General features: G+C 50.9%; 7 protein-coding genes. All 7 read right to left on the bottom strand.

Annotation, left to right across the window (positions count from 1 at the left end):
* Positions 1 to 528 precede the first annotated feature (528 nt).
* Positions 529 to 1,497 carry a hypothetical protein gene (locus tag HF684_RS02910; RefSeq protein WP_169251282.1) on the bottom strand — a complete coding sequence of 323 codons (969 nt, stop codon included), beginning with the start codon at positions 1,495 to 1,497 and terminating at the stop codon, positions 529 to 531.
* Positions 1,498 to 1,817: 320 nt separating this feature from the next.
* Complete coding sequence (locus tag HF684_RS02905; RefSeq protein ID WP_169251281.1) at positions 1,818 to 2,972, bottom strand: polysaccharide pyruvyl transferase family protein; 1,155 nt, start codon at positions 2,970 to 2,972, stop codon at positions 1,818 to 1,820.
* 171 nt (positions 2,973 to 3,143) lie between these two features.
* Positions 3,144 to 3,767 (bottom strand): hypothetical protein, encoded by a 624-nt coding sequence (locus HF684_RS02900; RefSeq protein ID WP_169251280.1) that lies wholly within the window; start codon positions 3,765 to 3,767, stop codon positions 3,144 to 3,146.
* Positions 3,764 to 5,800 (bottom strand): glycosyltransferase, encoded by a 2,037-nt coding sequence (locus HF684_RS02895; RefSeq protein WP_169251279.1) that lies wholly within the window; start codon positions 5,798 to 5,800, stop codon positions 3,764 to 3,766. Before HF684_RS02895 ends, HF684_RS02900 begins: the two co-directional genes overlap by 4 nt.
* A complete protein-coding gene (locus HF684_RS02890) occupies positions 5,787 to 6,251 on the bottom strand; it encodes a hypothetical protein (RefSeq protein WP_169251278.1) in 465 nt (154 codons plus the stop codon). Before HF684_RS02890 ends, HF684_RS02895 begins: the two co-directional genes overlap by 14 nt.
* A gap of 729 nt (positions 6,252 to 6,980) precedes the next feature.
* Positions 6,981 to 8,288, bottom strand: coding sequence for a UDP-glucose/GDP-mannose dehydrogenase family protein (locus tag HF684_RS02885; protein ID WP_169251277.1), 1,308 nt, complete (start codon positions 8,286 to 8,288; stop codon positions 6,981 to 6,983).
* A gap of 1,066 nt (positions 8,289 to 9,354) precedes the next feature.
* Entirely contained in the window at positions 9,355 to 13,917 is a 4,563-nt protein-coding gene (locus HF684_RS02880; protein WP_169251276.1) for a glycosyltransferase, read from the bottom strand.
* Positions 13,918 to 14,026: the final 109 nt, after the last annotated feature.

Below are 14,026 nucleotides of genomic sequence, written 5' to 3'. Positions count from 1 at the left end.
ATATTTGAGGATTGACTACCTCATGACGATTATTCGAACCGGAGCTTCCCGTGGTCTAAAACCGAGCGTCGCTCAGCCGGCTGGCCTGGCTGCCCATAGTGTCATCCCGTACAATCAGCTGAACGTCGAGTCCGATAAAGGTAGTCTTGAGCATGTCGGGACCTCCAAGAGCTCAAATGTGGCTCCACCAGTACACACCCGAAGCCAGTGCTCCCGGTAGGAGGGTGCCTGTGGCTGGGTAACCCACGAATGCTTTGATGCACGGAGGCCCCGGCCCCACCCTTCCCTCATATTGTCTAGAGTGAAGCAACTCAGGAAAAACACTCTGGCCAGCAACGAACTGGCTGACTTCTTCCGCCATCTAGCCTCGCTAGGATACTGACCACGTTGGACCGCACAATAGTGAACCTAACCATCCACCGATCGAGAAACTCGCGAACCGACTACCGGCCGCGAAAATGCTATCTCTGTCTCAAACCAATCCTAAACACCGAACACCACCGCGATACCAACACTATCCGACAAAAGTCAATTAATATTCAGTTCATGGTACGCGGACAGCAGCTCGGTAAGAGTTCGGTACTCCAACCAGTCAAGTTCAGTAAACGGCACTATGCCAGAATCATAAAGCGTTTCCCTGAGGTGAGATCCTATCTCTTCAGGAATGCCCATGTATAAACCAGTATGATAACGCTCATAGAAGTGAAGCCTACTATTCTGAGCTAGTGAAATGACGTCATCAGGGATATCTGCCATCAATCGCCGCGATGCCTCCAGGCCACAATGCTTAATCATGTATGGAGTCAACATATCATCAGTAAGACTCTGGCCCCACTTCAATGGCGGACTATCCACGGAGGCCACCACGGGCTGAACATTCAAGTCCGCCTTTTTTTCCCGATAAAGCGATTCAACAAGCATTTGCTTCCGCAGACTCTTGCCACTGCCCGGAGCGGCTAAGCTGTCAAGCGATCGACCAATCAGGTTGGGGTAATGACGCATAGCAAGTAAAGTCGTACCGACTTCAGTTATCCCAAGAGTGGTATTAACTTGCTCAAACCCAAAACCATGCAACAAAGGAGCGGCTTTAAATGTCTGATCGATATTCTTCCGATAGTTCCAAGGAGAACTCTCTAGAATGCTTCCAGTCGTATAGCGACCAATATTCAGATGCTGCTTTAACAAAATCACACCAGCGAGCATAAAAATCCAGCTTCGACGGCCAAAACCTTCCATTCGGAAGTTCGTGCTGACAACCTGAGGACTAAACTCAACAAAAAACTCGGTCTCTCGTTTAAACCAACCACCGAAATCCATTGAAATCAGTGTCGGATCCCCGGGGAGCAGAGTCCAAGCGGCAAGCGAGTCGAAGCCCCCCGAAAACGAAACAGCATGCTCAGCGAAGCCCGTGCGCCAGTCAACACTTTCGATTGCAAGATCACAATGAACTTTGCAACCGCAAAATTCTTCAATCACGTCAACGATTGCGGGAGACACGGATAGCTCCATGTTGATACTATCCAACTCCGGACCCGCCAGGGAAGCAAAGAACCCAGCAATTAGGTCATCGTTTGGCCTCGGAGTCCCCGCTGGCAGCGATATCCATAACTCCTTAGAAAGAGAACCCAAATCCGCATCAAACGAGAGAGTAGTCCCCTCCCATCTGACTCCTGTAAAAGACGCTTCCATATCTTTACTCCCATTAGTTGATCGACTACATCGAATATGCGCGCCTCACAAGCGCCCGTCTCCACAAAGCCAAGAGCTGCTGTAGCTCCGCCAACCCTTGTAAGAACTGACCGAATATATAAATGAACTCAGATTGGCGACGCTACACCATTTAGACCATTCTCCGAAAGATAGGTGGAAAAGTTCTGAAATAACCACGGTATTTTATCGAACAACAGATCTAGATTCATCTCGCGATACAGTTCGGATTCGGAAAGTTCCGAAGCGGACTCCAAGTCGTAATTCGGGAGGCCCATGAAAGATGTCAACTCCACTGTGCGAGCATCATGGGTCAACCACAATGCCGGCCTTCCGCTTAATAGCGTCGCCATGTTTACGTGGAACCGTGAACCGTAACTCCAGCTGCAGAATTCGGAGTTGAACTCCAACCAGGGTGCTGTATGTCGGAAGTATCGATAATTCGAGCGATAGTAATACTCCACACTTTTACGGGACAAGCCATAAGACCGATCTTTCAACATAGCTTTGAAATAATATGGAAGTTCGGCATCTTCGCCTCGCTGGAGTGCGACGTGATATTCATAACCAACCCTTGAGACCGGTTCGACTAGGTAGTGATTAGACCGAATGGCCGATGCCAAGATACGACGCTCGGACTCCCGTGCCAGATTAGTGACATTGGCAGAAGCAACGCCCCGAAGCCTATCGAATCTGGTACCCCCTTCTTTGTGCATTTCCCACAAATCCCGAATCGCTGTCGGACGACTGTATAAGGAGGGACAACCAGTCACAAACGCATTCTTTACGCCGCACAATTCAACGAGTACACGCTTGGTGAACTCTCCCCGAACCCCAAGCAATGGGGCACGCGACGACAGAAACTGCATTAACTCCACAGCTTCTCGCGGTAACCAGACGTCCTCAATATTGGTAGTAGCTGACTGCATACCAAGGCCAAAAACGACAATAGGCTTGTTGTACTTTTCTAAAGCGTTCTGCAACCGAGCATAACTAGCACCATCTTCTCTGCCATTCCGTAAAATGTTCGCCAACACTATTACAAGGTGAGTTCCGCGATCATTGACAAACTGTCGAAACGTTCTGGCGCCCGACAGCTTAAACATCGGGTCTGACGAATAGACACTGCCGGAAAGAATTTCCAGAGGCGCCATCGTATGTATCATGTCGCCGGCATTACCCTCAATTTCGCCAGGATAGCTCAGAGGCATGTGCCATTTTCCGCCCATCACACCAACAGTCTGCATTTCACGCTCATCTTTCATTGAGATGCGGATTATCACTTAAAGCATACGAGTCTTTCACGGCCGTTTCAGCGATCCTACGTCATGCTTTCCCTTGCGCGCCACATCATGAACAACTTCCGACCGTTAAACCACCCACCCAACAAGCGGATGGGCCGAACTCCAGAGCCGAATCCACTGAATCCTTTGGACTCACCATCTTTCAACAAAACGCACGCCCAGACGCACCGAGAGCAACAGATTCCCCAACTTTTGCTTCTCCCGCTCTTCGATATCCGCGCTAATAACGAAAGAATCAGCGGAAAGATCGCCTGCAAACAGAACGGCAACCGCGAGCCTGGCACGTATTGACACAGAGGACGAGCTTGCAGCCGCGTCTAAGACAAACGCATTAGAAGCTATCGCCATTGACCGCAATGATCGGAGAGAACCTGACCACTCTGATGCAGGCAATATAGTCAGTGCACAATCAGCGACTGTTGGAAATTTAGTGTCGAAATTCAGTTCGACTTCTCGCAGACCGATTTCTAACGGCTTTGGATAATATTCGATGGGTCCGGGCCTAACCTGGACATGATCTAAGTCGTTTTCAATAGCCGCGGCAGTATTTGGGCCCAACCTATGTGGCAGCTGTAAATCTCCACTAACCCACCGCCCGAAGGCGAGATAGCCGGCGATAGCTTCGCGTTCAGGATTAATAGATACAGGAGCTCGGTCCATCAGCAGTGAGGACACAGGCGGAGCCGCATCGTACTCATGCAACTCGCTGTGAAAACCCACCTGAGCGTAGTTTGTCCCTTGCCACGTCAATTTCATGACCAAAACTCCTTAGCAGTTCGACCGTAAACTACCCACGGCACCGGCACTTCCACGGCATCTCCGATTTCGTGGCGGCATATATTTATAGACTCAGTAACTTCACCACTAATCATCTCGTAATTGACACCCCTATGGACTTCACCGTTGAAACTTTCGTTGTTCCTGTGTATAGAGACCGCCTCTCCTGTGGGAGTTTGCTCGAGGTAGTCCTCAAGTGCGGAGAGCACCCAGCCTGCTTGAGTCTTCGGTGATAGAGCGTCATTTTCAGATTCGACAAGTTCTGCCTCAAGGTCGCGTCCCAATGACATTAAGTAAACCAGATCAGAGTATGAGGCGTTCAATACTGTTAATCGCGCAGACAGAGTCAACCCATCGCGACTGAGTCTTTGAAAATAGGGAGAGCCATCAAAACGTGGCAAGAATTTTATATCGTCTGTAACTCGCACCGTAGCATTACGTCGCACAAGCGAATCTGGCAGATAAGACTGCACACTGCGAATATAATCCGCTTTTTCTCCGATTTGTGGATAGCTCAACTCCTTAGCCTCTTCGGCAAGCTGTTTCAAGTGCCACTTACCCAGCCCAAAATTGAAGTACTGAAGCGCTTGCTTCGCGGCATCTCCCTGATTCGAATTGTCAACTACGGACACCTGACTTTTATGGCGGCGTCTTAGTAACACAGGTTTACCACAATGTGCAATCTTATATCCAGACCTAAGCAGACGAAGGAAGAAGTTATTGTCGACACCGCTTGTTAGAGTTTCATCGTACCGAATGGACCTCATTACGTCGGTTCTTATTAGCCACGTCCCGTGCCCGGGAGCTCCGCCCTTTTCAGCGGCTTGGGCAATTGTAGGTAGCCTAGAGACGATCAGATGCAACTCGCCGGTTTCATCATCAAAGTTGACAAATGAACCAGCTGAGCCGACATGGTCAGCGGTGATAGACTCAAGTTGCCATTCAAGCCGTTGTGGCGGCATGATGTCATCATCGTCCATTACTGCTGTAAAATACCCTCGAGTTTCAGCTAGCGCGAGATTTCGTGCGACGGAAATACCCTCGGATGGCTGCTTGAAGTATCTGATTCGATTATCGTTGAAGCTTTCGACAGCCACCTGAGTCGAATCATCGTCCGATCCATCATCGACGACTATCACCTCAAAGTCCTGAACTGATTGGATCAATACAGAGCGTATAGCTTCAACGAGAAGGTCAGCGCGATTCTTAGTAGCAAAGACTATACTAACCAGCGGGGCCGCACCCTTAGGCTTCCAATTCCACGCCAATGTATTTCTCGTAAACGTTTTGTCTTTGTAGACAACCTGCTTATTGAAGGCCACCGCTTCACGGCCAGCTTCTGTTTGTTCAACTGTGCGGATAGTTGGCGGGTGCCACATGTGATACATGCGGACCTCCGGGTCATCGACCCAAACCGTACGGTATCCAGCGCGTCGAGCTCGTTGGGCAAAATCCAAATCTTCACCGCCATAGGTATGAAGACGCTCGTCGAATCCACGTATTACTTCGAATCCGCGAGCGGGGATGGCCATCATGCCGCCCATGCCCCAACGCGGACGAAGGCGACCCGCTCTTTCCAGCTGTACCCAGTCGACCGTTGGATGATTGGAAAAGAATTCATCATCCATACTTTGCGGCAAATCCCTGCATTGCAAGAATAGCGCGCAATCTTCAGCTTCTCGGGCGGTCTCAACAATTGTTCTAATTGATTTAGGGGAAAACAACATATCCGCATCGGTCGAAACAAGTAGTTCGCCCTGCGCAATTGCGAAACCGGCGTTCAAAGCTCTTGAACGTGACCAGACTGGGTCGCCAGCAGTATACACATACCTCGCGCCGATTTGATCAGCCACCTGTTTCACAGGTTCAGGATCAACGCTACCATAATCCGATATTATCAACTCGCCAGAGACGCCATTAAATGCTTGCATTATGCTGCTAGCCGACCGCCTTATGCGATCAGCACCCCAATCGCGAAACCCTATGACCACAGATACGTCAAAAGTTTCCAAAATGATCTACCTCTTCTGGCATAATGATTGCAGGACGATCGAGTATATTGGTTTCTAGAATTACTCCGGAGAATGGTGATAGCGTCGAACCAGCACTTTGTGACCACGGAAGTATTTTAATCTTGATCTTATTCGCGCCAAGCGGCGGTCGGAATTTTTTTAGATATACAATCTGATAGGACTCCGAGGGCTCAAATTCTATCTCACTAAAATACTGAAACGGAGAATTCAGCGTCTTTGACCAATAGAGACCTATCGGCGTCTCTTCCGCTGATTCAACACGAACACCTGGCCCTTCAAATGAGAAGCAGGCTATATAGCTCTTTGAACTTACACTCGCTGTAACTCTAATCCCCGGTACCACTTCCATTGCTGCAGTCGGGAGATTAAACGATAAGGTATCTTCCACACCACTGGCCCTTTCACGATGGTGCTGCGCTACTGTGCGCATGACTTTAGACTCCTGTTGATAATATCACGGTGCCTCGTGCTCTCGGCATCTCGCGACAGCCAGGATCCTCAGCGGGCTCTTCGGGTTCCAACTGTCGGCTACTGATTTGGATCTGCCTGCGCGAGCCAATCATGAGTCCATTACGTATTTATCTTGTTTCTTCATACTACTAAACCGCGGATTATCCGAAAATTGCAGTTCAAAATTGTAAGATCCAACGAGATGGTTAGTCGATACTCGTACAGACTACGGTTCTTCTTCTCGTTGTGAATATCTGAGTGTCTGCATTCGGAAAGATTTAAACTGCGTAAACTCCTTTAGCGTCCGCGCTTACCTCCAGCAGTTTCAACTCGTATTATTTTTGCTTCAGACCTCCCAACCGCCGTGCTTAAGTCCATCTGAATTGCCTTCACAGGAACCTGCGCTTGATTCAAGCAATCACCAGTTGCAAGAAATAAATCGGGCGACCTCAGGATCCGATCCCTGTCATAACTGGCGAGTTCCATCGCAGTTCTTTACGTTCGTTCAGTTCCTCCAGGGCAACAGGAGTCCACTTTCTTGCAACGGTCGGCTAGAGTACCGGCCTCTAAGCTGCTGCGCTAGACATCACGTTAAGCCCTCGCGAATTAGCGGCTTGGCAATGCGATTGATTGAGTATTTTCCATGCATTTGTTACATTCCTGAGTTGGAGTCTCTCGGTTCGAGATATACGCCGCGCCTGTTGAGCATTCACGGTCGGCCAAGAGCTCGATATGTCCAGCCCGCCTTACGCCATAGCTCAGGAGAGAGCACATTACGGCCGTCGATCAAGATCCTTCCGGCGACGAGCGAAGCTGTCTGCTTCGGGTCAAGATCTTGATACTCGCGCCATTCGGTGAGCAGAAGCACCGCATCCGCATTGAGCAACGCGTCGGAGGTGTTGATTACATAGTTGAGTTCGGGAAACGATTTCGAAGCGTTATCGATCGCTTGGGGGTCCGTCACGGTTACCACTCCACCCTGGGTGGCTATGAGGCGAGCGACTGCCAGAGCAGGGGAGTCCCGAACGTCGTCGCTATCGGGCTTGAACGCCGCACCAAGTACGGTGATCCTCTTCCCAATAAATGACCCATGCAGGGCATCACGAGCGATATCCACGATGCGAACTCGTCGACGCATATTGATCGAATCAATTTCGCGCAGAAACGCCACAGCCTGATCCGCGCCGAGCTCGCCTGCTCTCGCCATGAACGCTCGAATGTCCTTGGGCAAACAACCCCCACCGAATCCAAGTCCGGCGTTGAGGAACTTGCGTCCGATGCGGTCATCCATTCCTATAGCGTCCGCAAGCTGAGTGACGTCAGCGCCTGAAGCTTCACAAAGTTCAGACATCGCATTTATGAAAGAGATCTTCGTCGCGAGAAAGGAGTTCGCTGCGGTTTTGACCAGTTCCGCAGTAGCGAAATCCGTAATTAAACGCGGAAGACTGTCCGATAGCATCTCGGCATAAACTTCGTCGAGGTATCTGGTCGCCCGCTTCCCCGGTTCGCCATCGGCAACACCGTATACGAGGCGGTTCGGGTGTAGCGTGTCGTCGACGGCATGCCCCTCGCGCAGGAACTCTGGATTCCACATCAGGGAGGCCCCTGACTCTGAAATGGCACCAGCAAGGCGTTCAGCAGTTCCGACCGGTACCGTCGACTTCCCTACAACGATAGAGTCGGTGTCCAAATGTGGACGTAGAGATTCCACAGCCGCGTCAACGTACGTGACATCTGCAGCGAACTCGCCGGCCTTCTGCGGAGTTCCTACACAAATGAAATGAACTTTCGCGCCTGCAACCTGCGAGATATCGGTTGCGAATTTGAGGCTTCCGCGGTCCTGACCTGCGAGGAGTAGTTCACTCAAGCCTGGCTCAAAAAAGGGCGGAAGCCCCGCGGTCAGGGCATCGACCTTGACCTCGTCAACGTCGATGCCAATGACGTCGTGTCCCAGAGATGCCATTGCAGCAGCATGCACTGCACCTAGGTATCCGCATCCGATGACTGAAATCTTCAAACCGAGTACTCCTATGTGCAGACTTTGAGGCTTGGGGTGTTTATGTATCACTAGTATCTTACCTGTAGCATGCACGCGCAAAATTCGCGGTGTCGGACTAGCCCCGAATTACCATGCTCGGCTGGAGACGGTCGAGAACTAGGGAATATAATCCGATCGGCTGGAACCCTTTTTTGGCTTAACCTTGACCCACCGATGCAAGTAGCCGGATCAGGCATTGCGTGAAATGGAAATGCCCCTTTCGGACGGGGAAAATGGTGATGTTCTAAGTCTCCATTTCCCGCTCAGAAAGGGGCACCTCTCAGGTACTATTCAATCACACGCCCACGGCTGTGTCCCACTCCGTGTCAGGCCCCGATCACCCGGGGCTCGAAGAAGTTTCGACGGCGCCGCAACCGTGCATGCGATGTCGCGATCTGTCAGATCTCGAGCGAGTCCGTAGCCTGTCGGTCCGACCTCGTAAGTGACCGCAACGTCCACCCCATGAGTCTTCACTCACGAAACGACTGTGAGATTGTCGGCGTGCATCGTGGCCCGGTCGATCGCGCCAGTGTTCGCGTTCAGCGCTGCTGCAGTCACAGTCTTCGCGTGAACCGAGTCCGATAAAGGTAGTCTTGAGCAAGTCGGGACCTCCAAGAGCTCAAATGTGGCTCCACCAGTACACACCCGAAACCGGTGCTCCCGGTAGGAGGGTGTCTGTGGCTGGGTAACCCACGAATGCTTTGATGCACGGAGGCCCAGCCGCATCTTTCCCTCATATTGTCTAAAGTAAAGCAACTCAGGACAAGGCTTAAAGAACAATACGCCGTGGGTGGAGACAGGAACGGAGAGCTGACCGAACCTGCTGATCCCGTTGGCGACTACGGTTCTCGAGGCCAGCCAAGGATGCATATTGTTACACCCAGGTTCTTTCGACCCAGGCTCACGATGAATTGATCAATAGTCACATAGTGATTAACTAAATTCACATTACATTTATCAATGCATTTTGAACTTCAGGTCAAAAGTCCGCACTTTTCAGTAGATCGACACTTTGAGCCCTGAATTCCCAAATGTGAATTTATCTTTACTTCAGAGGAGAGCTTCCTCCCACAATCATGTTAAGGAGCAGCGCCGTGGATTCCTGGCCATTAAAATAAGCCGATACAAATTGTCGGTTAGCGTCTTCACTACCGGGCTGCCGCTGACTAATGGCAGAAACAATATCATCTATACTGTCGTAAACCCAATCGTCGGGATATAAGAGGTCAGCACCGGGCCACGCCAAGCAGAATGGTTCTGCGCCCGACGCAGCTCCGTCCGGGATGGTGTAGTGAAAAGATTCGAAATCACTGACCGATAAGACGGCGCCAATCTTCCTATACCACTCCGACATATCTGATGAAAACTTGTCGAAGATAACAGAGCCCGGAAATCTCCTATTGATGCTCTCTACACGAGCGTACTGAGCGTCGTAGTACTCTATCTCGTCCGGTCGATTTTTCAGCCACGGATAGTCGCCTGTCCCTTTCCCTTTGACGAACAGTCGGTATTCCGTGTCGACTTCTAGCAGCTTCTCAAGAATATCCAGAGCACGGTCCATACGTTTCGACTTCGGAACGATACCAACTAAGCCGAGATTCTTCTCAGTCTTCGAATACTTCGGTTGCTTCAATCCATCGTTGTCCACGAAGTTGGGAATCACGAACGTTTTATTTGCCGGAATATTATGTCCGCTGATAGCGGCTTGACGGGTTAGCTCTCCGACAAACACGAAGGCATCGACGTTAACCATCGTCAGTTCTTGTAAATACGGGCGTCGCAATTCTTGGGAATGGACACGTATGACTAGGCGCTGATGCGGTAATTTGTTCTTCGAATACCATACTGCGTTACCAAGTCCCCATTCGCAGAAGATCACATCCGCGCGGTCGAGCAATTGACGCGATGTAGCTTCGTCATGAGACGTATGCGATTCCCATTTGTCGATGAGTACGCGGTGGCCTGCGCTCCTCAGCTCGTCAATAATATTGTCGGCAAACTTGAGGTCATGACTGGCTACGACAACTGTAAGCTCCGTCGCTGAGTGCTCGGTGCACACCGGAGCAGCATTGCCGTCTTCCAGTCTCAGTCTTGGAACTATCCATTCGATTATCGAGCCGGTTGTTACCGAGAGTTGTGAGTATAAACTCTTAGTTAGATTCACTTCTGAGGTGCGGATCAATCCTTCCTTGCTAGTGGTCTGATTGACTCTTCGTGCGATTGTTGAGCCACGATCTGTCCAGCTAGCTTGCTTAGCAGTTATGCGAGTCCAATTGCCGAAGCGCCCCGCGTACAGCAAATCCTCAAAATGAGTACGAGGTACTGGGCCCGACAGTACACCTATCCAATCGCTGGCAGTAGCCTCAACCTTATCGAGGGTTTGTACCAGGACAGCAGTACCAGCGAAATACTCGCGAACTCGTTCCACATCTGACCCTACGAACACCGTATGGGGAAGAACTGACTGGCTAACCAGTGATTCGATCACATCATCGATTGTTTCGTCAGACTCATTTGAAATCACAATCGAGTAGGTATCAAGCGCGGGGCCCGCCACCGGAATGCCAGCGATTCGGAACATGACCGTGAGCTCGGTGTCCACAGTATGTGCCCTCATTACGGATCGGTACTGCATCCATGATTCTGCAATTCGCTCCACTGGATCCGTCGTCCACGAATGGAGTAGGGCACGCCAGTCCTGCATGTCGCTCATGGCCGGAATAGTAGTTCCAAATGTTTCAATGATGCCACGGCCCGGTCCGGAAAGTACCACACCACCGCTTGCCGGAATCTCGACTAAACGACGCGAGTACATCGAAGGCGATTCGACAACTGAATTGACGTTCAAGTGAGCAATATGGGCTTTATATGAATCGATAACTGCGTCATAGGGAAGAGCCCCTTTGACGTTCGCCTTGAACTCCCGCGGAAAACTGTATGGAGAATCCGCGAATGCCAGTTGGCGATCATAAATACTCAGCCCATAAGGCTGAGCCGCCGCCAGAATTGCGGTCAAAGTCTTCGACCGCTCTTTGTACCGATCACCGTAATACGTCCCTGCGTATGCTACCGATTCGTCATAAGGAATTTCGCCAGGTAGAGGATTGTGGATCTTCGGTTGCGCATAGAATGGTAATGAAGCGGCCACTTTGGTCCTTGCCCATTCCGTGGAAAGGTAGAGAGGCACCATATTTGCGTCCGTAGTGAATACAAAGTCAAATCGAGCGGCCGTACGACGGAATCTATTGAAATGAACCGGGTCTTCCTTATTCCAGAAAATCGTCGGAATGCTGCGGGCGACGCAATAGGAAATTAAGTCGCAAAGATCCCTATTCTCATCGTCACCGTAATAGCCGACCCCGCGATGCCATTCACCTTCGTTGCCTTCCCAAGCCGATTCGATAAATACCGCGTCGACCTTGACTTCGGAAAGTTGGTTTTTCCATGTGCGTCGACCGAGCGGCACTGCGTTGACGGACCCTGCAAGAGTCTTCCGGGTGAATTCATCGGCAATGACTCCGACCTTCAACTGATCCAGAGACCTACACTCGATATCTATCGCATTACCGTAGTGGTCACGTGCTTCGCGGTACCACTCTCGGATGTTCAGTCCTAGACTCGTCCAACTGCGACTTGATCGTACCCAGCGCCGCCCTCTCCGGCCGAGCTCCTCTGTTAGTTCATGATCGTCTATGAGCCGTTCCAGTACCGCCGCCAATGCCTCGGCGTTGCCCGCAGGAAAGAGCAACGCCCGCTCCTCGTTTTTTCCAGCCAAAATTCGATGTGGAGACACGTCTGAGAGAACTACTGCCTTACTGGAAGCGAAGGATTCAAGCGGCTTGAGTGGAGACACCATTTCTGTAACTGGCAACGATTTTCGGGGGCATGGCATGATGTCGAACAAACTGTACAATCTACGCATCTCAGCGATGGGCACTCGTCCAGTGAATGCGACGTTCCGAATTCTTTCGTCGTCGCACTTCTTGCGCAATTCAGCCTCGTAGCTGCCAGATCCGGCAATCACGATTTGGAACTCTCGATCATGCTCGTCAAGAATCTTGCCCGCTTCCAACAGGGTGTCCAAACCTTCGTACTCAACTAGACTCCCAGCGAAACCGATGGTTGGGACGTCCGTTCGAATGTTTCTCTTCTTGGCATACTCCGCGTCAACAGGAAGCGGAAGGAATGAGTTCGAATCCACTGAATTTGGAGCAATCTTGATTTTGGTCGCGGTGACGCCTCGAGCAATCAGCTCATCAGCGACTTCCTGAGTGATCGCCAAGATCGCATCAGCTTCTGTCGCCACAAGCGTCTCGAGGTTTGCCATGAGACTATATCGCTCAGTAGCATCCCAACCCTCTTTATTAGAAGCCTCAGTGACCTCCCATAGTCCCCTGACCTCATATACGAACGGAAGCCCGAGACGGCGAGCGGCGATTAGTGCCGGAAGCGCATTGCGGAAATTAGATGCTGCGTGGATAATCGATGGACGCAAAAGCTTCGCTTCGCGCACTAGCGAGTCCGCTGCCTGAATCGTATATCTGTCAAGTGGATAATTATTGAGGTTGGGTCCAGGCAGATGTACATATCGGACGTCGTCTAGTTCAGAAACATAACGAGTCTCATTTGGTACTACTGTATCTACTGCAGAGTCCCACGGGTACCCGGCGCGGGCGACCACCGTCACATCGATTCCAGCTTGCGCAAGACCGGCTACCACCCCCCTGGTCCGTGTCGAATAGCCATTCGAGTTGAACATCGGAGTCGAATGGGCGCAATACATCACGCGTTCGCGTTCGGGGGTATACACCGGACCTTTCGCTCGAGCAGGGATCAGTTCTTGAGCCTCACTCATGTTGGCAGCTCCCACTATCCGTGCAGCCAAGATACTGGTCTTCGTATCAAGAGCTTCACGGACTTTGTTGTTCCGGGCGAGCACTCGGGCGGGTTCGGACACCATGCCACATACATACCACTGGTAAGTCAAGAGCTTCGCAAGATCAATCGCGCTTCGGGTTTCGTTAAACGATTGCGCTAGCTTAGCCAGACGGCCATCCTGGTCTGTCTCTCCATTCCGCCCCACCGAAAACACAGCAGACGCGTGAGATTCGGGCATTTCTATCTCAGCAAGCGCGCGCGTTTTGCCTATATTGTCTGGCGACTTAGCCTGCGACGGTTTCGTAGACTCGGTAGGTGTTGACGTAGCTGAGCTAGGTCTATCGGGCCGCTTTTCCTCGCTTTCGAACAGCTTCTTCACCGAATGAATCGGCGAGAGAAGCGCCTTTCCAAGCGCCAAAGAGCTAGATCCGCGAACGCGTTTCAAGTCCTCTTTGAGTCGCTTGTTCTCATCCCGATATGCCTCCAACGAAGCCCTGGCACTTCCAAGGGCTTTCGTCTGCTCAGAAAGTACGCTTTTCTTTTCGAATGCAAACTGATTTACCGCTTTCAGCTCTTCTTCGAGCTTCTCAATTTTAGTTATGTATTCGCCCTCGCGAACCGCCAATTCTTCGAATTTGCGAACAAGTTCGTCAGGATCAGAAAGCAATTCAGAGGATCGTTGTTTGAATAGAATTTCAGTAGATCGGTGCTCGTCCGAATGAATAGTCATACTTCACGCCTCAACAATGGAATTTAACAATACGGGAACGATGCAACATACGCCTCCCACCACGTTCACAAATGGCCGCTGCGGACTGGATCTAAAATACATGCTATTC

The sequence above is a fragment of the Brevibacterium sp. 'Marine' genome (assembly GCF_012844365.1).
Lineage (GTDB): Bacteria > Actinomycetota > Actinomycetes > Actinomycetales > Brevibacteriaceae > Brevibacterium.
Note: the sequence above shows the minus strand (reverse complement) of the source record. Positions and strands in the feature narration are given on the sequence as shown.

Coding starts and splice junctions, on each gene's coding strand:
- HF684_RS02905 (WP_169251281.1), bottom strand. CDS start 2,972: ATGAAAGATGAGCGTGAAATGCAGACTGTTGGTGTGATGGGCGGAAAA.
- HF684_RS02900 (WP_169251280.1), bottom strand. CDS start 3,767: ATGAAATTGACGTGGCAAGGGACAAACTACGCTCAGGTGGGTTTTCAC.
- HF684_RS02890 (WP_169251278.1), bottom strand. CDS start 6,251: ATGCGCACAGTAGCGCAGCACCATCGTGAAAGGGCCAGTGGTGTGGAA.
- HF684_RS02880 (WP_169251276.1), bottom strand. CDS start 13,917: ATGACTATTCATTCGGACGAGCACCGATCTACTGAAATTCTATTCAAA.